This window comes from Bombella mellum, from assembly GCF_014048465.1.
GTDB lineage: Bacteria > Pseudomonadota > Alphaproteobacteria > Acetobacterales > Acetobacteraceae > Bombella > Bombella mellum.
The window spans coordinates 39,959-63,588 of sequence record NZ_PDLY01000003.1; the positions used below are offsets into that span (position 1 = coordinate 39,959).

Below are 23,630 nucleotides of genomic sequence, written 5' to 3' on the forward strand. Positions count from 1 at the left end.
ACCGGCATCATGCCTGAGGTCTCATTTGAATTTTTCCCGGCGAAGACGGATGAAAAGGCCGCAGCCCTGCTGCGTGTCGCCCAGAGGCTTACCGCCTACGAGCCTCGTTTCATGTCTGTCACCTATGGGGCTGGTGGGTCCTCCCGGGACCGCACCATCGAGACCTTGCGGCAGATGTCGAAGAAGGTCTCCACGCCACTGGCCGGGCATCTCACCTGCGTGAATGCCTCCCGTGGTGAGGTGGACGACGTGGCCCGGGCCTACTGGGATGCCGGGGTGAAGCACATCGTGGCCCTGCGGGGGGACCCGCCGGTGGCCAAGGGAGCGGCGGCTGCGGCCTATGCGCCGCATCCGGACGGCTATCACTATGCGGCGGACCTCGTGGCGGGACTGAAGAAAATCGCTCCTTTCGAGATTTCCGTGGCGGCCTATCCCGAAACCCACCCGGAGGCGGTTTCATCCAATTCCGACATCGAGCATCTGAAAGAGAAGTTCGATGCGGGGGCAGACAGGGCCATCACGCAGTTTTTCTTCGATCCCGAAAATTTCTTGCGGTTCCGGGACCGTGCGGTGAAGGCTGGCATCACCCGGCCCATCGTGCCGGGGATTCTGCCGATCGGCCGGGCGTCGCAGGCGTGGCGTTTCGCCCGGATGTGCGGTGCTTCCGTCCCGGAGGAACTGAAGGCCCTGTTTGAGGGGGTGGATGATCTGGCTCCGATCCGTTCCCGCCTGAGTGCCGTGGTGACGGACCGCATCTGCCAGCGTCTGAGTGCGGAAGGGGTGGATCATTTCCATTTCTATACGCTCAACCAGAGTGCGCCGACCTCGACACTCTGCACCCTTCTGGGGCGGCAGCGGTCCCATGCGCTGGTCGAGAACGTGGCCTGACCGGCAGGCGGCGGAAGCCGGACTGAAAAACCCCCGACCCTGAGGACAGGGCCGGGGGTTTTTCATGAGATGATCCCTGCGGCGGCCCTGACTGGGCCGCCATGAGGCTTACTTGGCGTCCCGCTGCTTGCTGGGGGCCAGGATCATGATCATCTGACGGTTTTCCAGACGGGGCATCTGCTCGGCCTTGGCGATGTCCTCCACGGATTCACGGATGCGGTGCATCATCTTGGCCCCGAGGTCCTGATGGGCAACCTCACGGCCCTTGAAGCGCAGGGAAACCTTGACCTTGTCGCCGTCTTCCAGAAAGGAGCGCACGGCCTTGGCCTTGGTCTGGAAGTCATGCTCACCCGTACCTGGGCGGACCTTCACTTCCTTGATCTCGATGACCTTCTGCTTCTTGCGGGCTTCGTTACGTTTCTTCTGCTGTTCGTACTTGAACTTGCCGTAATCGAGGATCTTCGCAACCGGAGGCTCCGCCGTCGGGCTGATTTCCAGAAGGTCCAGCCCTTCGGAGAAGGCACGGGAAAGGGCCTCACGTGTCGGCATGATGCCGATCATCTCGCCTTCGGCATCAATAACACGTACCTGCGGCACCCGGATCTCTTCATTGACACGTGGCCCATCGCGGTTCGGGGCGGCGTGAAACGGCGGTCTAGCTATGGTCATCTCCTGTTGATGCTGCGGCCCGATCACAATGGACAAGCGACGGGACTCAAACTACCTGTTCAGATTCATAGCCCCCGCACCTTCATGGTGCAAGGGGGGCAGGGAGAGTGGAGATCAGGCCGTTTTCTGGGAGGCGGCCCGCAGGAGATCCGGCGGCGTGGCTTCCCTGGCGAGGGCCGGGATGATCTCGTCGGTGGCCATGACGTTCTGGGCCTGTTCGCCAAGGCGGCGGACGCTGACGGTGCCTTCCTCGGCTTCCCGGCGGCCGACCACGAGCATGACCGGTACCCGGGCCAGACTGTGCTCACGCACCTTGGCATTGATCTTCTCGTTGCGGATGTCCGCCTCGGCGTGAAGACCGGCCTTGCGCAGACGCTCGGTGACTTCCAGTGCATAGTCGGCGGCATCGGTGACGATGCTGGCCACCACGACCTGCGTCGGAGCCAGCCAGAGCGGGAACTTGCCCGCATACTGTTCGATCAGGATGCCCAGGAACCGCTCGAAGCTGCCAAGGATGGCCCGGTGCAGCATGACGGGGCGGTGGCGGGCACTGTCCTCGCCAATGTAGGAGGCGTCCAGCCGTTCCGGCAGGACGTAGTCCACCTGGAGCGTGCCGCACTGCCAGTCACGCCCGATGGCATCGGTCAGGACGAATTCCAGCTTCGGACCATAGAAGGCCCCTTCACCGGGATTCAGCTCATACTCCATGCCGACCATCTCGCAGGCCCGCTTGAGGGCACCTTCGGCCCGGTCCCACACTTCGTCAGACCCGGCACGGGTTTCGGGACGGTCGGAGAATTTCACACGGAAGCTCTCGAAGCCGAAGTCCCTGTAGACCTCGCCCAGCATGGTGACGAAACGGGCCGTCTCTTCGGCGATCTGGTCATCCGTGCAGAAGATGTGGGCGTCATCCTGCGTGAAGCCCCGCACCCGCATGATGCCATGCAGGGAGCCGGACGGCTCGTACCGGTGGCAGGCACCGAATTCCGCCATGCGCAGGGGCAGCTCACGGTAGGAGCGCAGGCCGTGACGGAAAATCTGCACATGGCAGGGGCAGTTCATCGGCTTGAGGGCGAGGGTCTTGTCCTCATCCTCCACCGTGGCGATGAACATGTGTTCACGATACTTGTCCCAGTGGCCGGAGGCTTCCCAGAGGGTCCGGTCCACCAGCTGCGGGGTGCGGACTTCCTGATAGTCGTTCCGGTTCTGGGCACGGCGCATGTAGTCCTGCACCGCCGTGTAGAGACGCCAGCCCTTCTGGTGCCAGAAAATCTGCCCGACCGCCTCTTCCTGAATGTGGAAGAGGTCCATGTCCCGGCCGATGCGGCGGTGATCCCGCTTTTCGGCTTCCTCAAGCCGCAGGAGATAGGCCTTCAGTTCCTTCTTGTCCCGCCATGCCGTGCCGTAGATGCGGGTCAGCATGGGGTTGCGGTGGTCGCCACGCCAGTAGGCCCCGGCCACCCGCATCAGCTTGAAGGCGTTGCCGACATCCGACGTGCTGCGGAGATGCGGCCCCCGGCAGAGGTCCAGCCATTCGCCCTGACGGTAGATGGAGATTTCCTCACTTTCCGGCAGGTCCCGGATCAGCTCGGCCTTGAACTTTTCACCACGTTTCTCGAAGAAGGCGATGGCCTCGTTCCGGTCCCACACCTCACGGGTAAAGGCATCGCCTCGTGTGATGATCTCGGTCATCTTGGCTTCGATGGCCTCAAAGTCGGCCGGCGTGAAGGGTTTGTCCCGGAAGAAGTCGTAATAGAAACCGTCCCTGATGCTCGGGCCGATGGTGACCTGCGTGCCCGGCCAGAGTTCCTGCACGGCCTCGGCCATGACATGGGCGGCATCGTGGCGGATCATCTCCAGCACGTCATCATCCTTGCGGGTGATGAAGCGGACGGTGCTGTCCTTGCTGATCGTGAAACCAAGGTCCACGGCCTTGCCATCAACTTCCATGGCCATGGCGGCACGGGCGAGGCCCGGCCCGATGGCCTCGGCGATCGTTGTCCCGGTCACTGCCCCATCGAAGGTGCGAATGCTTCCATCGGGCAGGGTAATGGCGGGCATGGAGGAACTCCTTGGTCGTTGGTCAGAATGAGAATGCCGTGTTCCTGATGGAACAGGAATGACGGCAGAAATGGTGCGGCAAAAATGGCCTTTTATGACTTCATTCTGCAAGCCCTAATATGCAGGCCGTGGGCTGGCTGGGTGTTTACGGCCGTTTTCAGGCCATTCCCGAGGGAAACTTCCAGTCCCGGACAAACCGTATGACCCGGCCCGGAGGCAGGGCGGAGAGGTCCGTGCTGTCCAGCACCCGGCTCCGTCCGGGGGTGATGCTGAGGGGAGCGCAGCGTCTCGGGTCACTGTCGGCGGAAAAGAGGGTCAGGGTCGGGCAGTCCATCGTGGCGGCCATGTGCATCGGGCCGGTATCGTTGCCGATACAGAGCATGGCCCGGTGGAGCAGCCCGGCCAGGGCGGGAAGGTCTGTCCGGTCTGTCAGGTCCAGGGCCTGTGGAACACGGGAGTGGATGATGTCCGCCAGCGGACGGTCAGCCGCACTGCCGATGATGACGGGCTGACAGCCCCATGTGGCGAGGGCCTGTGCCAGCGTGGCGAAATGGAGCGCAGGCCAGCGTTTTGCCGGACGGTGTGGGGCGGCCCCGGGGACGAGCACGGCATAGGGTGCGGGAAGATGTGGCCCCCGGTCCGTGAGGAAGTCCGGGACGGTGCGGGGCAGTGAGGGGATTCCTGCTGCCCGGAGCTGGTCGGCCTGCCGCATGAGCGTGTGCATCTGGCGGGCCTGTGGATTGAGATGGGGCAGGCTGGCCCGCCTGTTCTGGCCGGACCAGACGGTGCCGGGACGGGCAAGATGGAAATAGCGGGCCGTCCGGCCGGAATTCTGGAGGTCGAACACCATGTCCATCTGCCGCAGGAGGCGACGGATTCGCAGCCAGTGGGGCAGGTCCGTCACGGGGGGGCGGTCATCCGTGACGATGGCATCAAACCACGGGCAGCATGAGGCCAGATCACGATAGGGGCTGGCTGTCAGGAGGGTGACATGGCTGCGGGGAAAGGCGTGGCGGATGGAGGCGAAGGCTCCAGACGCCTGGAACAGGTCTCCCAGAGCACCATGACGGATGATCAGTATCTTCTGCGGCATAGGGCTCCGGGTGACCGCTCCGGGGGTCAGTCCTTCTTTTCGGGCGGCCTGCCTGTGGAGGAGGCGTTGGAGACGATGACCATGGCTGGTTTCAGCAGGCGGTCCTTCAGCATCCATGTGGGTGTCCATGCCTGCACGACATGGTTGGGCGGCAGATGGTCGACCTCCTGTTCCTGCATGGCTTGGTGCAGGTTGGCATCGAACGGCTCATGCGTCGGGTCCAGCTTCGTGATGCCGTGACGTTCCAGAATGGACAGGAAGGAGCGTTCCGTTCCCTCGAATCCTTCACGCAGGCGGGTGATCAGCCCGTCCTCGCCTTCCTCATGCGGCGGCAGGGCGGAAAGACCGCGGCGGAGATTCTCGGCGGCCTCGACCACGTCACGGGCGAATTTCTGGACGGCGTAATGGCGGGTGTCCTCGATCTCGCGCTTGTGGCGGGCACGGAGATTCTGGCTGTCCGCTTCGGACCGCTTCCAGCGGTCTTCCATCTCGGCCAGCTGCTCCTCAAGGGCGGCGATGCGCTCCTCGGCACTGCCAGCCGCAGCCTGGCCGTCCTCGCCGTGAAGGTCGGACTGTTCCGTATGTGCCGCCGCCTCGTGCGGCTGGGCTTCATGCTGGGGGGCGTCGGTCTGCGGCGTTTCGGTATGAGACGTTTTTTCTGTCATGTCGTGACCCTGTTTTTCGTCCTGGCGGGCCGGTTTCTGCGGCTCTGTACCACCGGCCGGATGGTCGGTATGGCAGGGCAGCCGGCCCCTTTTCTGACCCTAGGAGATAGTGTTCCATGCCATAAAAACAAGGGGGACGGAGGTTTTGAGAAAAGGTTAAGTAAAAATTGAACAGGAGTGTAAAACTCGATATTTTACACAATGGGCTGGCGTAATTATAAAAATTCAATATATAATGTTGTCAGAATAGTGGCGTGTGTTAGCAGTCGTCTTCCTGTTAATATTTGTCGTGAATTGTCTTAACTTTATGTTGAGATTTTTTATTGCTTGTCATTCCGAAAGAGACAGGAGTTTGCATGAAGAAGACCCTTTTCCCTCCCGTGACTTCGTCTCACACGGAAGAGAAACATGGTTCAAAAGCGCAGCAGGTCCCCGTTATTGCACTAGTGGACGACGACCGTAATATTCTGACATCCGTTCAGATGACGCTGGAAGCCGAGGGATTTACGGTTCATGCCTATACGGACGGGGAGAGTGCCCTCCAGGGCATCCTGTCCCGTTCGACGTCTCTGGCCGTGCTGGATGTGAAGATGCCCCGCATGGACGGGATGGAGCTGCTGCGTCGGCTGCGCATGCGCTCCAGCAGCCTGCCGGTCATTTTCCTGACCTCCAAGGATGAGGAGATGGATCAGCTCATGGGGCTGCGCCTCGGGGCGGATGACTACATCACCAAGCCATTCTCCGTCCGTCTGCTGGTTGAGCGGATTCGTGCCCTTCTGCGGCGGCATGAAGTCAGTCAGGCGGAAATCACGGGGGAGGCCGGGGCAAGCAGCAGCATTCTTGTCCGTGGCGCACTGGCCCTGGATGAGGCACGCCACCAGTGCCTCTGGAACGGGCAGGAGGTCGCCCTGACAGTCACGGAATTTCTCCTTGTCAAGGCACTGGTCGTGCGTCCGGGGCTGGTGAAGTCCCGTGACCAGCTGATCGATGCGGCCTACGGGGACAGCATCTATGTGGATGACCGTACGATCGACAGTCATATCAAGAGGGTCCGCAAGAAGTTCCGTCGGGTGGATGAGTGTTTCAATCACATAGAGACCCTGTATGGCGTCGGGTACCGGTACCGGGAATGAGGTGATCTCATGACCTGTTCTGGAGAAATGATGCCTGTCGGCTCTGGTGTGGTTCCGTGCTGATAGACGGACAGGATGAACTGATGGGGCCCCTGCGGGGTGTCTGGGGTCGCCTGCGGTCCGTCCGGCTGCAGCGGTGGGTCTCGCCGCTGACGAGCCGGCTGCTGATGGTCAATTTCCTGCCGCTGCTGTTCATGGGGGGGCTGCTTCTCTCCATCAATGCGGTGCGTAACACGCTGTTGAGTGACAGCGTGGATGCCCTGCGAGAGCAGGCCCGCATCTATGCGTCCGTGCTCCAGCAGGCTCAGAAGGCCAATCCCGAGGACGGAAAGATCGGGCTGGATGCGAAGGCCGCCCATCTTTTTCTGGATGACATGATCCGCTTCAGCAGCAATGCGCAGGTACGGCTTTATGCTCCCAACGGGTCCGTGCTGACGGAAAGCAGCAGAGGGCCTTTCACGCTGTCCGGTGCCCGCTGGCAGCCGAACGTCAATGTGGTCGACCGTATCTATGCTTGGGTCCTGTCCCTGATCCCTCTCAGCACCAGGGAGGGGGATGTTCCTCTGGACAATTCGACGACATCCCAGAATTTCGGGCAGGATACGGATGAGGACGTCCATCTCAGTGCCCAGGGAGAGCTGCCGCCCTACATCAGGCAGACGGGCCAGCATGAGCTGGTCATGACCGTCGTGGAGCCTGTCGTGGTGAATGGCGAGACGGTCGGCGTTCTCCAGCTCACCCGGTACAATACGGGCATCGACCGGGCCATCATAAAGGTGCGGTGGGTCATCGTCATCATGATGCTGATGAGCATGGGAGCGGCCGTGCTGCTCTCGTGGTATTTTGCGATGACGCTGGCCCGTCCCCTGCGTCGGCTGGTGGTGAGGTCGCGGGAAATGCGGGAGCCGGGGCAGGGGCGTGTCGATGGTCTCCCCTATGCCCTGCTCAGCCGCCGGGACGAGATCGGCGAGCTGGCCCGTGCCCTGCGGGAAAGTGCGCTGGCCCTGTGGGCCAGAATGGATGACGTGGAACGGTTCGCAGCCGAGGTCAGCCATGAGCTGAAGAATCCCCTGTCTTCCATCCGGTCTGCTCTGGATACGCTGCCCCGGATTACTGACGTGCAGGCACGGGACAGGCTTCTGTCCATTCTGGGAGGGGATGTCCGGCGGCTGGAACGGCTGATCTCGGACATTTCCCTGGCCAGCCGGGTCGAGGGAGAGCTTCAGCGTGGCGAACGGGCGGCGGTTGACGTCGTGGCCCTCCTGAGCCTGTTCGTGGAAGTGAACCAGGCCACACGCCGGGAGCAGTCCGTCCGGCTGGTCCTGTCCGTGCCGGAGGGCGGCGAAGCCCTCTGCGTGCTGGTGGCGGGGGACGGGCTGGTGCAGGTGCTGCACAACCTGATCGGCAATGCCGTGTCCTTCTCTCCACCGGAGGGCACGATACGGCTCGTGGTCCGCACCGTCATGGGGCCTCCGAAGCTCGAGGAAGATGGGAGCATCACGCCGGGTGGCCCGGCCATCGAGATTGCCGTGGAGGATGAGGGGCCGGGCATCCCGGAGGCCAAGCTGGACAGCATTTTTGACCGGTTCTACTCGGAGCGTCCCGTCGGTGAGAGCTTCGGTCAGCATTCCGGGCTGGGGCTATCCATCAGCCGGCAGATCATTCTGGCTTTTGATGGCAGCCTCCATGCCGAGAACCGGGAGGAGATCGATCCGCAGACGGGCCAGTCCCGCATCTGCGGTGCCCGCTTCGTCATCCGGCTGCCCCGCTGTTCCCCTGCTCCCGGCCCCGCCACCATGAGGTAGGAGCCGGATGGTGCGGTTTCTTGCCCACTGGAGACTGTGTTATGTCTGTGGCCACCATGGTAGTTTTGCCATCGTGACGCAGGGAAGCAGAACATGGGCATGAAGACGCAGGAACGGTCTTCACGGAATATCGTGCTGGTGACGGGGCTGTCCGGTGCAGGAAAGGCGTCCATTCTCCGCATGCTGGAAGACCTCGACTACGAGGTGGTGGACAATCCGCCGCTTGACCTGTTCGATGCCCTGGTGACCCGCTCCGGCTCCCGTCTGGCCATCGGGGTGGACGTGCGGAGCCGGGGGTTTGAGTCACACCGCATCGTCGACCTGCTGACACTGGCCCGGCGGGAGCCGGGCTGTCTGGTGCAGCTCGTGTTTGCCACGGCGGATTATGATGTCCTGCTGCGCCGCTTCACGGCCACGAGGCGACGGCATCCGCTGGCGGGGGAAGGCGGCGTGCGACCGGCCCTGGAGCAGGAGGCCGGACTGCTCGAGCCGCTGCGTGCCCTGGCGGACCTTGTCGTCGATACCAGCGATCTTCCCCTGCCGGACCTGCGGCAGATGATCGAGGCCCGCTTCAGTGCCGGGGTGGGCACCATGCTGTCCGTGGCCCTGATGTCCTTTGCTTATCCGGCTGGTCTGCCACGGGAGGCCGACATCGTGCTGGATGCCCGTTTCCTCCGGAATCCCCATTATGACGAGGCTCTGCGCCCCCATACGGGGCTGGATGCCGACGTGGCGGAGCATGTGAAGGCAGATCCGTTCTACAGGCCGTTCTATGAACATGTTCTGGGTCTGGTGCAGACGGTACTGCCCCGTTTCGCCCAGGAGGGCAAGAAATACGTCACCATTGCCGTGGGATGCAGCGGTGGTCGTCACCGGTCCGTCACCGTCGTGGAGGCTCTGGCGCAGGACCTTGCGGCCGACCCGATGATCGGGGAGCTGCGGGCACCCGTCATGGTGCTGCACCGGGAGCTGGCCCGCAACGGGCTGACATCCTGCCGCTGGGCCGTCCCGCCCGTGGGCGGGTCATCATGACGGCAGGACGTGGTGTGGCCCGTGACCCGGAAGGGGATGGGCCTGATTTCAGCACGGAGGTTCTGGCACGTCTGGAGGATGTGGCCCACTGGTGCCAGCATCATGGGCAGAGGCTGACCGCCGTCCGGCGGCTGGTGCTCGGGCTCATCCTGTCGGAGAACAGGCCGCTCGGGGCCTATGACATTCTCTCCCTGCTGCGTGTCCATCAGCCACGGGCCGTCCCGCCAACCGTGTATCGTGCGCTCGACTTCCTGCTGGAGCAGGGGCTGATCCATCGCATTGAGCGGCTCAGTGCCTTCGTGGGGTGCCGCCATCGTCTGGACTGTGAGGACTGCTGCACGTCCCACAAGGCATGGGGGGTGCATCGGGCGCAGTTCCTGATCTGTCGTGACTGTGGCCAGGTGCAGGAGCTGGAGCAGGATGTCGTGGCGGCCGTGCTGCTCCAGTCCGCCCGGGGGCAGGGGTTCCGGGCGGAGGCGGCCACGGTGGAGATTGAGGGACTCTGTGCCCGCTGTCACGGGAAGGATGGGACGGCAGAACATTGAGGCCCGACCGGCCTTTCCGCCCCGATGAAGAGGCCGGATGCCGCCCTGAAAGGTGCGGCGGATCGGGAGTATTTTCAGGCTCGCATAACTGTGATCTGCCAGTAAGAGGTAGCCTATAGGGTAAACTGTTTTTTATGATAGGGATGATTCCATTCAGTGGAGGGCATTCCTCCGGCAAAGAGGTCCAAATGTTATGAACAGGACAACCGAGTCTCCCCGTCCCGTTATTGATCCTGCCGCAAGACGGCGCGTGCTGCTCATCTGTATTCTGGCCTCTCTGGCCGGGCTGATGTGCGGTATGGATATTGGTGTCATTTCCGGCGTGCTGCGTCCATTTGGGCTTCAGTTCCATGCCTCCACCGTCGCCCTGGAGTGGATCGTGGGCGGGATGCTGGTCGGTGCCACCATCGGTGCCCTGACGGGTGGTCAGCTGACCCAGCGTCTGGGGCGCAAATACACCCTGACGGTCGCCGCCGCCTTCTTCTCCATCGGGGCGGCTGGATGTGCCGCCTCCCAGTCCGTCGCCATGATGATCATCTGCCGCGTTCTGGTGGGCGTGGGCATGGGGCTGTCCGATTTCTCCACCCCGCTCTATCTGTCCGAGGTTGCCCGCACGGAGCAGCGTGGGGCGATGGTGTCCCTCTACCAGCTTCTCAAGACGATCGGCATCTTCCTTGCCTTCTTCTCCAACAGCTGGTTTGCCGTGTCCGGGGCATGGCGGTCCATGCTGGTGGTCGAGGCCGTTCCGGCCGTCGTCTTTCTGGTGATCTTCCTCTGCCTGCCGCAGAGCCCACGCTGGCTGATGATCCAGGGACGTGAGGAAGAGGCCCTGGAGACGATGACCAAGCTGCGTGATGCCCCGGCCCAGGCCCGGCAGGAGCTTGCTGCGATCGGTGAGCAGCTCCAGACGAAGGAAGAAGGCTGGAAGCTGCTGCGGACCAACAGCAATTACCGCCGCTCCCTCGGCCTGGGAATGCTGCTTCAGATCATGCAGCAGTTCGCCGGAATCAACATCATCATGTATTACGCCCCCCGCATCCTGGAGGCCGCCCACTTCAGCCTTGAGGCTCAGATGTGGTGCACGGCCCTGATCGGTCTGGTCAACGTGCTGATGACCTTCGTTGCCGTGGGCTATTCCGACCGCTGGGGCCGCAAGCCGATCCTGTATGCCGGTTATGTGAGCATGGCTGCCAGCATGGCCATCCTTGCCTTCCTGCTCTGGTACGGCACGGTGAGCCTGCCGCTTCAGCTTCTGGCTCTGGCCATGATCATCATTTTCGTGGGCGGGTTCGCCATGTCCGCCGGGCCGCTCATGTGGGTCATCTGCTCGGAGATCCAGCCTGCTGCGGGTCGTAGCCTGGGGATTTCCATTTCCACCGGAACGAACATGATGAGTAACCTGCTGATCGGGACGACCTTCCTCAGCGTGATGGAGCTGATTGGTGGCCCCAATACTTTCTGGCTGTTTGCCGCCTTCAATGCCCTTGGTGTCGCATTACTCTATCTTTTCGTTCCAGAAACAAAAGACGTCTCTCTGGAAACTATTGAGAAACGTCTCATGAGTGGTGTAAAACTGCGTGACCTTGGTCGTTAAGTAAAAGGTCGGCCCTTTTCATCTGCTGTCGGGCGGGGGGATGCACCAGGCGTCTTCCCGCCCGGGCTGTCATGTCCGACTGATGGGGCCGTGTCACGATGCCGGCCGTTTCGGGTCGGCCTGTCAGTTTCAGAGAGGTTGTGCTCCTTAACATGGTAGATGAAGTCGATCCCCGCACCGTGCCTGCCGGCATGGGCGATGATGGTGACGGTACGTCATTTTTCGATCCAACAAAGTTCAAGATTCTGGTCATCGGCATTGTGGCCGCGCTGGGTGGACTGATGTCCGGCATTGATATTGGCGTGGTTTCCGGTGCCCTGGATCTCTTCTCACGGGAGTTTCATCCCTCCACAATTGCCCTGTCCTGGGTCGTCAGTGCGATGATGGCCGGGGCGGCCCTCGGGTCCATCAGTGCCAGCAAGCTGGCACAGAAGGTGGGTCGCAAGCGGGCACTGATCTGCGGTGCGGGCGTGTTCGTGGTGGGGGCATTGGGCTGCTCCCTGAGCTGGTCCATCCCCTCCATGATCTCGTTCCGTGTGGTGATGGGGTATGCTGTCGGCCTTTCCGCCTTCACGGCCCCGCTCTATCTGTCCGAGATCGCAAGTGAGGAATCCCGTGGAGCCATGATCTCCACATATCAGCTCATGCTGACGATCGGGATTTTCGCTGCCTTTCTGGCGGACACCTATTTCTCATATCGTGGGAGCTGGCGGGGCATGTTCGGTTTTGCCGCAGCCCCGGCGGTGATGTTCTTCATCGGTGTGCTGTTCCTGCCCTACAGCCCGCACTGGCTGGTCATGAAGGGACGCCACAGGGAAGCCCGCAGGATTCTGCTGGACCTGAGGAACGACCCGCTGGAAGCCGCCAAGGAAATTCAGGCGATCCGCCAGCAGCTGGAAACGAAGCAGGAGGGCTGGTCCCTGCTGCGCCGCAATAGCAATTTCCGCCGGTCGGTGCTTCTGGGGGTTGTGCTTCAGGCCATGCAGCAGCTGGCTGGCATCAACATCGTCATGTTCTACGCCCCCAAGATTCTTCAGGCGGCTCATTTTGATTCACATGCCCAGATGTGGTGCACTGCCATCATCGGGCTGGTGAACATGCTGGCAACGTTCGTGGCGATCGGGCTGGTGGACAGGTGGGGACGCAAGCCCATCCTTTATGTCGGTTTTTCCGTCATGGCCCTGACGATGGGAGCCTTGGCTGGTCTGCTGCATGAGGGCATGGCGGAGCAGGCCTCCCAGATGATCGCCGTCTTCGTGCTGATGGTCTTTTGCGCGGGCCATGCCATGTCGGCCGGGCCGCTGATGTGGGTGCTGTGTGCAGAGATTCAGCCCATCCAGGGGCGCAATTTCGGCATGTCCGTTTCCACCCTCACGAACTGGCTGGCCAACATGGGGGTCAGCGTCAGTTTCCTGCCCCTGATGGAGATGTTCGGGGCGTCCGGCACGTTCTGGCTTCTGGCTGTGCTGAACTTCATCTTCATTGGCCTGACATTCCTTTACGTCCCGGAGACGAAGGGCATGTCTCTGGCCACGATCGAGGAACGTCTGATGAGTGGTGTGAAGCTGCGCAAACTGGGCCGGTGATGGCCGGTTTCGCTGTTCCGGCAGGAGTTTGGCCTGTCGGGAGCAGCGTGGTGCCGGAAACGGCCTGATGTGAAAAAGGCTCACCCTCCATGATGGGGGGTGAGCCTTTTTTGGTGGACTGTGTATCTGGAGCGGCCGGTCTTACAGGATGAACGGTGACAGGGCACCCAGACAGCCACGCAGCTCCCTGAGCTGTAGCTCATCGAGATGCACGGCCAGCAGCGGAAGGAGCCATGCCGTGGTCTTGCGGTCGATCTCGGCCAGGGCGGCGATGGTTTCCAGAGAGAAGGACGGGGACTGGAGGGCCATTTCTGCCAGATGGAAGGCAGGCAGGCTCAGCCATGAGGTCCCGGAGGGCATCGTGTCCTGCGGGATGGCCAGGAAACATTCCCAGAGATCAGCCTTCATCCGGTTGGGCATGAGGGGTTCCCTGGGGGCGGAACAGAGGAACTGCCCCCGGTGGAAGACATTGCCCCGCTGCCTCAGGGCAACGGACGTCTGTTCGACGACAGGCAGGATGTCATAGCGGGGCAGGCCGGTCAGCCGGCCATCCTGAAGGATGAAGAAGTCCTTGATCCGCTGTGCTCCGTCCAGACCGAAGAGGAAGGCGGCTCTCGGGTGCTGCTGGCTCTGGAGCATGAAGAGCTGGAAATCGTCATGTTCCCTGGTGGGTTCTCCCGTGTCGTAAAGTAGGTCGTCCTTCACGGTGATGCGGCGCATTTCCCTGGGGTACAGGGCAAACATCTTGAACCAAGTGGGTTTCTGTTTCGGGCAGGGAGGTGTGAAATCGCCCGTGGAGGGATGCAGCTGGCGTATCTGCTCAAGAGCCATGACACAGCCCGACATGACGACGGGTTTCATCCAGCGTAGGGTGTCGGTCGTCCTTTCCTGAGGGGACGTGTCCTCGATTTCGTTCCACTGGTCAAGCTGGTGTTCGGAGAGTGACAGCCCGAGGTCCCTGTGGTTGCGGGCATGCTCCACGAACTGTTCCAGGCTCTTGTTCCGGAAGTGCATCAGGCTGGCAACGGACCAGTCCGGCCGGCCCTTCGTGATGCCAGGCGTGTCGGACCAGTCGAGCGGCTGGCCGGACGGGGTGACATAATTGCCCAGTTTCAGCGGGAAGTAATGCGTGTTGCCCCATTCGCCTTCCTGCCAGCAGGACGGGCGGATGAAACTTTTCACATGACGGTTGATGTCATCATCGAACGGGCTGTGACGGCTGAAACTGTGGAAAGGTGGGAGGCTGGGGGTCGTGATGTGGCCATTGTGACCGTATGTCTGCCAGCTGAAAGCCACGGCTCCGACATCCGTCCCCATTGAATCGAGGAGCATGCCCAGCGTGTCGTGCGTGCGCAGCCGGACATATTCGTCCGTGTCCAGAAAACCGACCCAGTCATAATGGTCGCCAATGGCGGCGAGGGCATCCAGATACACCTGCCGCCTGCGGTTCGTGCGTCCCTGTTCCGTCAGGTCAAGGCTGTGTTCCGTGATGTGAAACAGGCGTATGTCCCAGTGCAGGCAGGCTGCCTTTATGAGGTCTCGTGTCCCGTCCTGTGAGTCGTCATCAAAGAGGATGAAACTGTCAACGCCAAGCAGGGCATGCCATGCCAGCCAGTACAGGATGTCGTGGGCTTCGTTCTTGATGATGCCGACCAGAGCGATTTTCATGGGGAGATACGGTGTCCTGCGTGACGGTGTTTCAGCGGCGGAGGGTGGCAAGGCTGCGGATGCCTGCCCGGCTCATTTCCTGCAGAAGCTCCTGTTTCAGCCGTGTCAGAAGGCCGGGTCCCTCATAGATGAAGGCCGTGTAGACCTGCACGAGGTCCGCTCCCATCCTGAGCCGGTCGAGAACATCCCGCCCGGTCTCGATGCCCCCGGAGGAAATGAGGCAGAGGCGGCGGGCGTTGAGCTGGCTCACGAGTCCGAGCACGTCCCGTGCCCGTTCGGCCAGCGGTGCCCCAGAGAGGCCGCCCGTCTCTGCTTTGTGGGGGCTGCGGAGGCTCGTGGGGCGGGCCAGTGTCGTGTTCGTCAGGATGAGGCCGTCGGCTCCACCGTCAATGGCGGTCTGGAGGATGGGTGCATAGGCCCTGTCGCCAAGGTCGGGTGCCAGCTTGACCAGCAGCGGGGGCCGGTCGGGATGGGCGGTCTGGATGGCCTCCAGCAGGCGGCCCAGCATGTCCGCCGCCTGAAGGTCCCGGAGGCCGGGCGTGTTCGGTGAGGACAGGTTGATGGTGATGTAGCTGGCGTAGGACTTGGTCCGGCCCACCAGGGCGGGGTAATCGACAAGAGGGTCGGCATCCGTCTTGTTGATGCCCAGATTGATGCCCAGCGGTGCGCTGGCAGGCTGGACGTGGCCCTTCCTGTCGGGGTGGAACAGCGGGGCCAGATTCTGGCAGAACCTGTCAATGCCACAGCTGTTGAAGCCCATGCGGTTGATGATGGCCCGGTCTTCGGTCAGCCGGAAGAGTCGGGGGCGAGGATTGCCGGACTGGGGACGGGGCGTGACCGTGCCGGTTTCCACGAAGCCGAATCCCAGGCTGGCCAGCCCCCGTACGGCACGGGCGTTCTTGTCAAAACCGGCCGCCAGACCGATCGGATTGGGAAAGGACATCCCCAGCACGTCGGTCCGCAGGGCCGAGTGATCGGGCCGTCCCCGCCCTGCGAGGCCATGGGCGATGCTGTGGATGGCAAGCTCATGTGCAGTTTCGGGATCAAGACGGCGCAGAAGCCATGTGGCTGTTTTTCCGATATCGAGCATTCACTCTTCCCTTACTGGCGGTTAAAAAACCTTTCAGAACGCATGGCCCCTCTTGTCAAGGAAATTTGCGGTACTGTCGGCAGTGGTGCGCCGTGGCGATGAAGGATTATGAGATGTCGAGACGTCAGGAGCAAGGATCATGAGCTGGGATGAACTGTATCTGGAGACCTGCTGTCGGTCGGCCCTGCACCGGCTGGTGCTGAGTGGCGGGACGGGCCGCCCGGTCGGGCCTCCGCCGGAAGGGCGGATGCCAGACTTCCGTGCCCCCCTGAAGGACCGATCCTGTCTGGTCCGGCTGGCCGAGATGGGGTTGGCCAGACAGAGGAAGGACGGCCGCTTCGAGATCACCCCGGATGGTGAGCGGCGGCATGAGCGGGAGATTCTGTCCATGCGGCGGGCACGCCGCCGCAGACAGGGGTGAGGCTGGCGGATGTTTGCTCTTTGGATGGCCGGTCGGTAAAATCCCCGCCCGATCCGCTCCACCGAAGACCTGACAGGTACCCGACATCCATGCCACATCCGATTTCTCTGCCGCCCATCACTCTGGGCCCGGGCTGCGTGATTGATGACCCCGTCATCCTCGCCCCCATGTCCGGCGTCACGGACTTGCCTTTCCGCAGGCTGACCAGGGAGCTGGGAGCGGGGCTTGTCATTTCGGAGATGATCGCCTCCTGGGCGATGGTGCGGGAGAATGAGCGGACCCTGAGCATGGCCCGCAGTGCCGGGGCCGGTGGCGTCAATGCCGTCCAGCTGGCGGGGTGCGACCCGCAGGCCATGGGAGAGGCGGCGAAGATCGCCGTGGCGGGCGGTGCGGATGTCGTGGACATCAATTTCGGCTGTCCGGTGAAGAAGGTGGCGATCGGCCAGATGGCCGGATCGTCCCTCATGCGGGACGAGACTCTTGCCGCCCGCCTGCTGGAGGCGACGGTAAAAGCGGTGGACGTGCCCGTGACGCTGAAGATGAGGATGGGCTGGGACCATGAGAATCTCAATGCTCCTGCCCTGGCCCGCATTGCCGAGGATGTCGGCATCCGCATGATCACGGTGCATGGGCGGACCCGCCAGATGTTCTACAATGGCCGGGCGGACTGGAAGTTCGTCCGCAGGGTCAAGGAGGCGGTGAGGCTTCCGGTGATCGTCAATGGTGACATCGTGAGCATGGCCTCGGCCCGTCAGGCCCTGGCGGATTCGGGGGCGGACGGCATCATGGTGGGGAGGGGGTGCTACGGGCGGCCCTGGTTCCTCGCCCAGCTGACCCAGTCCCTGCGGAGTGGCGTGGACGTGCCGGACCCTGATCTCGCAACGGAGAAAGAGATCGTCCTGAAGCATTATCACATGATGATGGACCATTTCGGGGAGCGGCCGGGGCTGCGCCTCGCCCGCAAGCATGTCTCCTGGTATTCCGCCGGTCTTCCGGGGTCGGCGGCCTTCCGGGCGGAGGTGAACCGGCTGGATTCCGCTCCTGCCGTCATCACCCTGCTGGAGCGGTTCTATGATGACGCCATCGCGGCCGGTATCGTGCGTGACCGTGAAGCTGCCCTTGCCCGGCATGTGGCGTGATGGGCGAGCAGACGGCCCGTGAGGTCCGGGCCATGCGGCCCCTCTTTCTTTATGGTGCCAGCTCGCAGGAGCGGCTGGATGTGGCCCAGAGGATTCACGCCCACAGCCCGTGCTCCGGGGGAGCGTTCGTCGTTGCGGGGCTGACGGCCGTTCCCCGTGCCCTGCGGGAAGAGCGGCTCTTTGGTACGGCAGGCAATGGCTGGCTGGAGCAGGCCCGGGGCGGCACGCTCCTGCTGGATGAGCTGGACTGTCTGTGCCCGGAGCTTCAGAGGCGTTTTGCCGCATTTCTGGCGCACAGGTCCCAGGCGAGGCGGGAGGAAACGGTGCGTGTCGTCGTGGCCAGCCGCCATGATCAGGCCACCCTGCTGCGGCATGGTGAGCTGGAAGACGGGCTGAAACACTGGCTGGCGTCTCTCCCGGCGGCACAATGCCTCGGGCCGGAGCGGCTGCGGGCCGTCCGTGCCCTGTCCGGTGACCGGAGCGGAGGACTTGCGGCCATGTTCGAGCCTGTCATGCGGAGCTATGTGCGGGCCGGACTGGAGGCGGGGAGCTGCAACCTGCATGGCAGCGTGGTGGGAGCCGTGGAGCGGCCTCTCATTGCGATGGCCCTGCAGCATACGGGTGGCAACCAGCTGCGGGCCGCTTCCCTGCTGGGGCTGAACCGCAACACGCTGCGCAAGCGCATAAAGGAATTGCACATTGCGGTTCCCCGGTCCGGTTCCCGGTCAGGGGATCGCTGAAAGGGGGCGGTATCGTGATGATCAGACGACTTGCCGCCAGGGTGCGTGCGTTTCTCGGGAGACTGACCAGCCCGGATGGCGTGGTGATCCTGACGGTCATTGCGCTTGTCCTGACATTCGTGACCTTCATCGTGCTGGCGGGCGGGGTGTCCCTTGCCCGGGTGCCACGGGCGCAGGCCCTGCTGTTCCTGCTGGATTTCATCACGATCATGCTCATCGGGGCGGCGGCCGTGAGGCAGATCGGCCGTATGCTGGCCGAGCGGCGCATGGGGCAGGCAGGGGCACGGCTGCACAGCCAGCTCGTCATGCTCTTTGGCGTGGTGGCGGTGGCCCCCACCCTGATGGTGGGTGCCCTGTCAGCCCTGTTCTTCCATTATGGTGTGGAAATCTGGTTCTCGAACCGGGTCAACACGGCCCTGAGCGAGGCCCGCTCCGTGGCGGCGGGCTATCTGCGGGAGCATAACGAGAATACGAGGACGGAAGCCTTCGCTCTGGCCAACACGCTCCTGACGGTCCAGAATGACGAGATGTTCGCCCACGGGACGGACCTCTTCCATGACCAGTCCCGTCTTCAGGCCCTTCTGGAAGATGAGGTGACCGAGCGTGGGCTGAATGATGCGATCATCTTCAATCCGATCACCTACAAGATCATCGCCACCGGCGGTCTCCTGGCCATCCGGGCGGGAGACCCGGAGAAGGAGCTGCCGCCCCGGTCCGTCGCCGCCATGGCCCGGACGGGTGAGGTCGTGCTGCTGGACCAGCCGGAGGCGCAGGTGGTGCGGGGTGTGGTCTCGCTGGGCGGAAATTCCGGCCTCATGCTGGTCATCACCCGGCCGGTGGACCCCGAAATCCTTCATCACATGACCCGGACGAACACGCTGGTGCAGGATTACCAGCGGATGCTCAACAACCGTGGCAAGACACAGCTGACGCTTGTCGTGCTTCTTGCCCTGATGGGCCTGCTGGTGCTGGCGGTGGGGATGCTCAGCGGTCTGTCCCAGGCAAATCGCATCACCCGGCCGCTCAGCCTGCTGATCCGGGCGGCCCGCCGCATTTCCAGAGGTGACCTGACGGCCCGTGTCCCGGTGGAAAGCCGTGGGAACCGTGAGGATGAGCTGGTGGCCCTGTCCCGTGCCTTCAACCTGATGGCCAGCCAGCTGGCCAGCCAGCGGTCCGAGCTGATGATGGCCTATGACCAGATCGATGAACGCCGCCGCTTCACGGAGACCGTCCTGGCCGGCGTGTCCGCCGGGGTGATCGGGCTGGATCACGACCAGAATGTCGAGCTGCCCAACCGGGCCGCCTCCTTCATTCTCCAGCGTGATCTGGAGCAGGCCAAGGGGTGTCCCCTTGCCGATCACGTGCCGGAATTTGCGGCACTTCTGCGGGCCGTGAGGGAGCATCCCGAGAAGGAGCATGGGGCGGAGATACAGATCGACACGGAGGGAGCCCGTGCGCCGGGCGGTCCGGGCAGTGGTGGCGGGGCCGGAGCGGGCCGGACCCTGCTCGTCTGTGCTGTGGCGGACCAGAACGCCCATGAGGACAGGGGCGGCTATGTCGTCACCTTCGATGACATCACCCTCCTTCAGGTGGCGCAGCGCAAGGCGGCCTGGGCCGACGTGGCCCGCCGCATTGCCCATGAGATCAAGAATCCCCTGACCCCCATCCAGCTGGCGGCAGAACGGCTGAGGCGGCGTTTCCGCAAGGAGATCGCCAGAGATCCGGAGATTTACGACCAGCTCATCAGCACGATCGTGCGGCAGGTCGGGGACATCGGCCGCATGGTGGACGAGTTCTCGTCATTCGCCCGGATGCCAAGGCCGGAAATGGCCGAGCATGACCTCGTACGCCTGTGTCGGGATGCCCTGTTCCTCCAGCAGAACGCCCATCCGGAGATTGCCTACCGGCTGGATGTTCCGGCTGGCGGGCCGGTCATGGTACGGTGCGATCATCGCCTGATTGGTCAGTCCCTGATCAATCTGCTACAGAATGCGGCGGATGCCATTCTCATGACAGGACGTCATGTCACGGAGGGTCGGCCCGTGGTGGGCTGGATCGTCCTCAGCTTGACGCTCGAGGATGGAGCGGCAATCATTGGCGTGGCGGACAATGGTGTGGGTCTGCCTGCCGGAGAGCATCAGCGTCTGACCGAGCCTTACGTGACCCACAAGGAAAAGGGGACGGGGCTGGGGCTGGCCATCGTGCACCGGGCAATGGAGGCCCATCAGGGACGGCTGCATCTGCGTTCCCTGACAGAGGAGGAACGGCAGGCGTTTGCCGCTACTTGGGACAAGGGGACAGCTGGCACATTGGTTTCATTGAGTTTCCCGCTGCCGGACGGGCGTCCGGCGGCAGAGGGCGTGAGCGGATCATGAAGGTATCCCATGGAGCATGAAATTCTGATCGTTGATGACGAGCCGGATATCCGCTTCCTGCTGGCCGGGATTCTGGAGGATGACGGCTACGTCACCCGGAGTGCCGCAGAGTCCGACGAGGCCATTCGTGCCTTCCGGGAGAGCCGTCCCTCGCTCGTCATACTGGACATCTGGCTCCAGAACTCCCGTCTGGACGGCATGGCCCTGCTGCGCCTGTTCCGGGAGGAGCAGCCGGACGTGCCAGTCATCATGATCTCCGGTCATGGGACGATCGAGACGGCGGTGTCCAGCCTGCATCAGGGGGCCTATGATTTTCTGGAGAAGCCGTTCCAGTCCGACCGTCTTCTGGTCATTGTCCGCCGTGCGCTGGAGGCGGCACGGCTGCGCAAGGAGAATGCCGAGCTGCGCCTGAGGGCGGGAGAGCAGAGCACCCTCATGGGCAGCAGTGCGCTCGTCAATGCGCTGCGGGGGCAGATCAGCCGGGTGGCTCCCACCAATTCCCGGGTGCTGATCACCGGTCCTGCCGGGGCGGGCAAGGAAGTGGTCGCACGGCTGATTCATGCGGAATCCAAGAGGGCGGAAGGCCCTTTCGTGGTGCTGAACTGTGCCGCTCTGGCTCCCGACCATCTCGAGGAGGAGCTTTTCGGGGTCGAGGGCACGGATGACCAGCCGGGCCGTCCCGGGCTGCTGGAGCGTGCCCACAAGGGCACCCTGCTTCTGGATGAAGTGGCCGACATGCCGCTGGAAACACAGGGCAAGATCGTGCGGGCCTTGCAGGTCAACACGTTCGAACGTCTGGGGGGCAGGCACAGCGTCAAGGTGGATGTCCGTGTCCTGGCCACCACCAGTCGTGACCTCCAGGCCGAGATCGCCAGACGTCGCTTCCGGGAAGACCTGTATTACCGGCTGGCGGTCGTGCCCCTTCAGGTGCCGGCCCTTTCGGAGCGTCCCGAGGACATCCCGGTCATGGCCCAGCATTTTCTGGAGAGCTGCGCCCGGTCCTCCGGCCTGCCGGTCCGGACGCTTGCCGTCGATGCGCTGGCCTGTCTCCAGACCTATGAATGGCCGGGGAATGTCCGGGAGCTGCGGAACCTGATGGAACGGATGCTCATTCTGGCCCCCAGCGGGGATGGGGACGGGCAGAATGTCATCCGGGCGGACATGCTGCCGGAAGTCGTGCGGGAGGGGGCACCCTCCATGACATGCCTGACCCCAGATGCCGACGTGATGAGCCTGCCCCTGCGGGAGGCTCGGGACCAGTTCGAGACGCAGTATCTTCAGGTCCAGCTGATGCGCTTCGGTGGCAACATCAGCCGGACGGCGAATTTCGTCTGCATGGAGCGGAGTGCCCTGCACCGTAAGCTCAAGCAGCTTGGCGTGACGCAGGAAGACCGTTCCACGGCCCTTTCGGGGCGTGACGGGCAGGATGGAAAGTGATGAGGGAAGCCATGTCGGAACAGACGGAACGTGACGTGCAGGAGCAGTTCCTGGCCCATGTGCAGCAGCGGGAAGAGCCGGTGACGGTCTTTCTGGTCAACGGGGTCAAGCTCCAGGGGGTCATCACACGGTTTGATGCCCATAGCGTGCTGCTCCGCCGGGACGGGCATGTGCAGCTCGTCTACAAACATGCCGTCAGCACCATCATGCCCGTGGCGGCCCTGTCGGACCTGTCCTGACACGTCTTTCCCGCCCTGCCGTGTGGGGGTGCTTGTGCCCCGCTGGTCTCCGCCCCATATGAGGCGGGCCTGAAGAAGGCCGATACAGGATTTTGAAGACAGGATGTTCCGGATTTGAGACGTCAGCCCAAGGAAACCGCCCGCAAGCCCACACTCGCCGCCGTCATTCTCCCTGCGGAGAAGCAGGCCTTCGCTGAAGGCCGGGCTGCGGAAGCCCGGCTTGAGGAGGCGGTGGGTCTGGCGGCCTCCATCGGGCTGGAGATCGTCCATACGGCCATCTATCCGCTGCGGACGAAGCGTCCGGCGACCCTCCTCGGTGCGGGACAGCTGGAGGAGCTGACGGAGATCGTCAGGGCGGAGTCCGTGGGCGTGGTGGTGGTTGATGCCCGTCTTTCGCCTGCCCAGCAGCGCAATCTGGAAAAAGAGATGGGCTGCAAGGTGGTGGACCGGACCGGCCTGATTCTGGACATTTTCGGAGCCAGAGCCGCCACACGGGAAGGTGTGCTGCAGGTGGAGCTGGCGCATCTGGAATATCAGCGGTCCCGTCTCGTCCGGCTCTGGACGCATCTTGAGCGGCAGCGTGGTGGGTTCGGCTTCCTTGGCGGCCCGGGTGAAACGCAGATCGAGGCGGACAGGCGGATGTTGGATGAACGTCTGGTCAAGCTGCGGAAGGAGCTGGAACAGGTCCGCCGGACCCGTGGCCTGCACCGTCATGCCCGCCGCAAGGTTCCGTTCCCGGTCGTGGCTCTGGTGGGTTACACCAATGCGGGAAAATCCACCCTGTTCAACCGGATCACCGGGGCGGGTGTCCATGCGCAGGACCAGCTCTTCGCCACGCTGGACCCGACCATGCGGAACCTGACCCTGCCTTCAGGCCGCCGGGTCATCCTGTCCGACACGGTGGGATTCATCAGCGACCTGCCGACCGAGCTGATCGCCGCCTTCCGGGCGACGCTGGAAGAGGTGGCGGAGGCGGACATCATCCTGCATGTGCGTGATGTCGCCCATCCGGACAGTGCCTCCCAGCGGGAGGACGTGCTGTCCGTTCTGGGTGACATGACGGCCGACGGGATGCTGGATGAGGCGTGGCCGGAACGGACGATCGAGGTACTGAACAAGGCTGATCTTCTGGGCGGTACGGAAGCCGTGCCCCGCCGTGAGGGCAGCGTGGCCGTTTCCGCCCTGACGGGGGAAGGGCTGCCGGACCTCATGGAGGTTCTGGATGCTTTCATGACACGGTCCATGAAGCAGTTTTCGGTGCAGGTTCCTGTCGCGGATGGGGCCGCACTGGCATGGCTGCATGAGCATGGGGAGGTGATGGAACGGCTGGATGATGAGGAGAGGCTGGATCTTCGGGTCCGTCTGTTCCCGGCGGACCAGCAGCGTTTTGTCCGACAGTTTCCGGCCCTGGCCCTCATGCCGGAACAGGACGGCTGATCATGAAAAACCC

20 protein-coding genes are annotated in these 23,630 nt (G+C 63.1%); 14 read left to right on the plus strand and 6 right to left on the minus strand.

The window, feature by feature from the left end:
* The first annotated feature begins 9 nt into the window (after positions 1–9).
* The gene (gene metF, locus CPA56_RS05050) at positions 10–888 is read left to right on the plus strand and encodes a methylenetetrahydrofolate reductase [NAD(P)H] (protein WP_182040958.1); all 879 of its coding nucleotides are present in this window, start codon (positions 10–12) and stop codon (positions 886–888) included.
* 108 nt (positions 889–996) lie between these two features.
* On the opposite strand, the gene infC is transcribed toward metF, so the two are convergent.
* The 4 genes from infC to CPA56_RS05070 all read right to left on the minus strand — a co-directional run bounded on the left by infC (position 997) and on the right by CPA56_RS05070 (position 5,376).
* Positions 997–1,557 (minus strand): translation initiation factor IF-3, encoded by a 561-nt coding sequence (infC, locus tag CPA56_RS05055; protein ID WP_182040959.1) that lies wholly within the window; start codon positions 1,555–1,557, stop codon positions 997–999.
* 114 nt (positions 1,558–1,671) lie between these two features.
* The gene (gene thrS / locus CPA56_RS05060) at positions 1,672–3,618 is read right to left on the minus strand and encodes a threonine--tRNA ligase (RefSeq protein ID WP_182040960.1); all 1,947 of its coding nucleotides are present in this window, start codon (positions 3,616–3,618) and stop codon (positions 1,672–1,674) included.
* A 157-nt stretch (positions 3,619–3,775) separates the two neighbouring features.
* A complete protein-coding gene (locus CPA56_RS05065; protein ID WP_182040961.1) occupies positions 3,776–4,711 on the minus strand; it encodes a glycosyltransferase family 9 protein in 936 nt (311 codons plus the stop codon).
* Positions 4,712–4,737: 26 nt separating this feature from the next.
* Entirely contained in the window at positions 4,738–5,376 is a 639-nt protein-coding gene (locus CPA56_RS05070) for a nucleotide exchange factor GrpE (protein ID WP_182040962.1), read from the minus strand.
* Positions 5,377–5,732: 356 nt separating this feature from the next.
* Between CPA56_RS05070 and CPA56_RS05075 the strand changes: the two genes are divergently transcribed.
* From CPA56_RS05075 to CPA56_RS05100, 6 genes are all read left to right on the plus strand, one after another.
* Positions 5,733–6,509: a response regulator transcription factor gene (locus CPA56_RS05075; RefSeq protein WP_182040963.1), complete on the plus strand. Its 777-nt coding sequence runs from the start codon at positions 5,733–5,735 to the stop codon at positions 6,507–6,509.
* A gap of 83 nt (positions 6,510–6,592) precedes the next feature.
* Positions 6,593–8,314: an ATP-binding protein gene (locus CPA56_RS05080; protein WP_182040964.1), complete on the plus strand. Its 1,722-nt coding sequence runs from the start codon at positions 6,593–6,595 to the stop codon at positions 8,312–8,314.
* Positions 8,315–8,407: 93 nt separating this feature from the next.
* Positions 8,408–9,346, plus strand: coding sequence for an RNase adapter RapZ (gene rapZ, locus CPA56_RS05085; protein WP_182040965.1), 939 nt, complete (start codon positions 8,408–8,410; stop codon positions 9,344–9,346).
* Positions 9,343–9,891 (plus strand): Fur family transcriptional regulator, encoded by a 549-nt coding sequence (locus tag CPA56_RS05090; protein WP_182040966.1) that lies wholly within the window; start codon positions 9,343–9,345, stop codon positions 9,889–9,891. Before rapZ ends, CPA56_RS05090 begins: the two co-directional genes overlap by 4 nt.
* A gap of 193 nt (positions 9,892–10,084) precedes the next feature.
* A complete protein-coding gene (locus CPA56_RS05095) occupies positions 10,085–11,485 on the plus strand; it encodes a sugar porter family MFS transporter (RefSeq protein WP_182040967.1) in 1,401 nt (466 codons plus the stop codon).
* Positions 11,486–11,676: 191 nt separating this feature from the next.
* Positions 11,677–13,071 carry a sugar porter family MFS transporter gene (locus CPA56_RS05100; protein ID WP_182041200.1) on the plus strand — a complete coding sequence of 465 codons (1,395 nt, stop codon included), beginning with the start codon at positions 11,677–11,679 and terminating at the stop codon, positions 13,069–13,071.
* A gap of 141 nt (positions 13,072–13,212) precedes the next feature.
* Here the strand turns inward: CPA56_RS05100 and CPA56_RS05105 are convergent, their stop codons facing one another.
* Positions 13,213–14,739, minus strand: coding sequence for a glycosyltransferase family 2 protein (locus CPA56_RS05105; RefSeq protein WP_182040968.1), 1,527 nt, complete (start codon positions 14,737–14,739; stop codon positions 13,213–13,215).
* Positions 14,740–14,770: 31 nt separating this feature from the next.
* Positions 14,771–15,829 (minus strand): quinone-dependent dihydroorotate dehydrogenase, encoded by a 1,059-nt coding sequence (locus CPA56_RS05110; protein WP_182040969.1) that lies wholly within the window; start codon positions 15,827–15,829, stop codon positions 14,771–14,773.
* A 139-nt stretch (positions 15,830–15,968) separates the two neighbouring features.
* Here CPA56_RS05110 and CPA56_RS05115 point away from each other — a divergent pair, with 139 nt between their 5' ends.
* The 7 genes from CPA56_RS05115 to hflX all read left to right on the plus strand — a co-directional run bounded on the left by CPA56_RS05115 (position 15,969) and on the right by hflX (position 23,617).
* On the plus strand, positions 15,969–16,250 hold the full coding sequence (locus CPA56_RS05115) for a hypothetical protein (RefSeq protein ID WP_182040970.1): 282 nt from the start codon (positions 15,969–15,971) through the stop codon (positions 16,248–16,250).
* Between the two features lie 89 nt (positions 16,251–16,339).
* Positions 16,340–17,389, plus strand: a complete 1,050-nt coding sequence (gene dusB, locus CPA56_RS05120; RefSeq protein WP_182040971.1) for a tRNA dihydrouridine synthase DusB — start codon at positions 16,340–16,342, stop codon at positions 17,387–17,389.
* The gene (locus CPA56_RS05125; RefSeq protein ID WP_182040972.1) at positions 17,389–18,129 is read left to right on the plus strand and encodes a helix-turn-helix domain-containing protein; all 741 of its coding nucleotides are present in this window, start codon (positions 17,389–17,391) and stop codon (positions 18,127–18,129) included. Before dusB ends, CPA56_RS05125 begins: the two co-directional genes overlap by 1 nt.
* A 17-nt stretch (positions 18,130–18,146) precedes the next feature.
* Complete coding sequence (locus CPA56_RS05130; RefSeq protein ID WP_229707463.1) at positions 18,147–20,504, plus strand: sensor histidine kinase NtrY-like; 2,358 nt, start codon at positions 18,147–18,149, stop codon at positions 20,502–20,504.
* A 9-nt stretch (positions 20,505–20,513) separates the two neighbouring features.
* Positions 20,514–21,941 carry a nitrogen assimilation response regulator NtrX gene (ntrX, locus tag CPA56_RS05135; RefSeq protein WP_182040973.1) on the plus strand — a complete coding sequence of 476 codons (1,428 nt, stop codon included), beginning with the start codon at positions 20,514–20,516 and terminating at the stop codon, positions 21,939–21,941.
* An 11-nt stretch (positions 21,942–21,952) separates the two neighbouring features.
* Positions 21,953–22,180 carry an RNA chaperone Hfq gene (hfq, locus tag CPA56_RS05140; RefSeq protein WP_182040974.1) on the plus strand — a complete coding sequence of 76 codons (228 nt, stop codon included), beginning with the start codon at positions 21,953–21,955 and terminating at the stop codon, positions 22,178–22,180.
* A gap of 114 nt (positions 22,181–22,294) precedes the next feature.
* Positions 22,295–23,617 (plus strand): GTPase HflX, encoded by a 1,323-nt coding sequence (gene hflX / locus CPA56_RS05145; protein ID WP_182040975.1) that lies wholly within the window; start codon positions 22,295–22,297, stop codon positions 23,615–23,617.
* The last annotated feature ends 13 nt before the right edge of the window (positions 23,618–23,630 follow it).

Excerpts from the sequence above, each read along its gene's own strand:
- metF (WP_182040958.1), top strand. The coding sequence starts at position 10 with ATGCCTGAGGTCTCATTTGAATTTTTCCCGGCGAAGACGGATGAAAAG.
- infC (WP_182040959.1), bottom strand. The coding sequence starts at position 1,557 with ATGACCATAGCTAGACCGCCGTTTCACGCCGCCCCGAACCGCGATGGG.
- thrS (WP_182040960.1), bottom strand. The coding sequence starts at position 3,618 with ATGCCCGCCATTACCCTGCCCGATGGAAGCATTCGCACCTTCGATGGG.
- CPA56_RS05065 (WP_182040961.1), bottom strand. The coding sequence starts at position 4,711 with ATGCCGCAGAAGATACTGATCATCCGTCATGGTGCTCTGGGAGACCTG.
- CPA56_RS05070 (WP_182040962.1), bottom strand. The coding sequence starts at position 5,376 with ATGACAGAAAAAACGTCTCATACCGAAACGCCGCAGACCGACGCCCCC.
- CPA56_RS05075 (WP_182040963.1), top strand. The coding sequence starts at position 5,733 with ATGAAGAAGACCCTTTTCCCTCCCGTGACTTCGTCTCACACGGAAGAG.
- CPA56_RS05080 (WP_182040964.1), top strand. The coding sequence starts at position 6,593 with ATGGGGCCCCTGCGGGGTGTCTGGGGTCGCCTGCGGTCCGTCCGGCTG.
- rapZ (WP_182040965.1), top strand. The coding sequence starts at position 8,408 with ATGGGCATGAAGACGCAGGAACGGTCTTCACGGAATATCGTGCTGGTG.
- CPA56_RS05090 (WP_182040966.1), top strand. The coding sequence starts at position 9,343 with ATGACGGCAGGACGTGGTGTGGCCCGTGACCCGGAAGGGGATGGGCCT.
- CPA56_RS05095 (WP_182040967.1), top strand. The coding sequence starts at position 10,085 with ATGAACAGGACAACCGAGTCTCCCCGTCCCGTTATTGATCCTGCCGCA.
- CPA56_RS05100 (WP_182041200.1), top strand. The coding sequence starts at position 11,677 with ATGGGCGATGATGGTGACGGTACGTCATTTTTCGATCCAACAAAGTTC.
- CPA56_RS05105 (WP_182040968.1), bottom strand. The coding sequence starts at position 14,739 with ATGAAAATCGCTCTGGTCGGCATCATCAAGAACGAAGCCCACGACATC.
- CPA56_RS05110 (WP_182040969.1), bottom strand. The coding sequence starts at position 15,829 with ATGCTCGATATCGGAAAAACAGCCACATGGCTTCTGCGCCGTCTTGAT.
- CPA56_RS05115 (WP_182040970.1), top strand. The coding sequence starts at position 15,969 with ATGAGCTGGGATGAACTGTATCTGGAGACCTGCTGTCGGTCGGCCCTG.
- dusB (WP_182040971.1), top strand. The coding sequence starts at position 16,340 with ATGCCACATCCGATTTCTCTGCCGCCCATCACTCTGGGCCCGGGCTGC.
- CPA56_RS05125 (WP_182040972.1), top strand. The coding sequence starts at position 17,389 with ATGGGCGAGCAGACGGCCCGTGAGGTCCGGGCCATGCGGCCCCTCTTT.
- CPA56_RS05130 (WP_229707463.1), top strand. The coding sequence starts at position 18,147 with ATGATCAGACGACTTGCCGCCAGGGTGCGTGCGTTTCTCGGGAGACTG.
- ntrX (WP_182040973.1), top strand. The coding sequence starts at position 20,514 with ATGGAGCATGAAATTCTGATCGTTGATGACGAGCCGGATATCCGCTTC.
- hfq (WP_182040974.1), top strand. The coding sequence starts at position 21,953 with ATGTCGGAACAGACGGAACGTGACGTGCAGGAGCAGTTCCTGGCCCAT.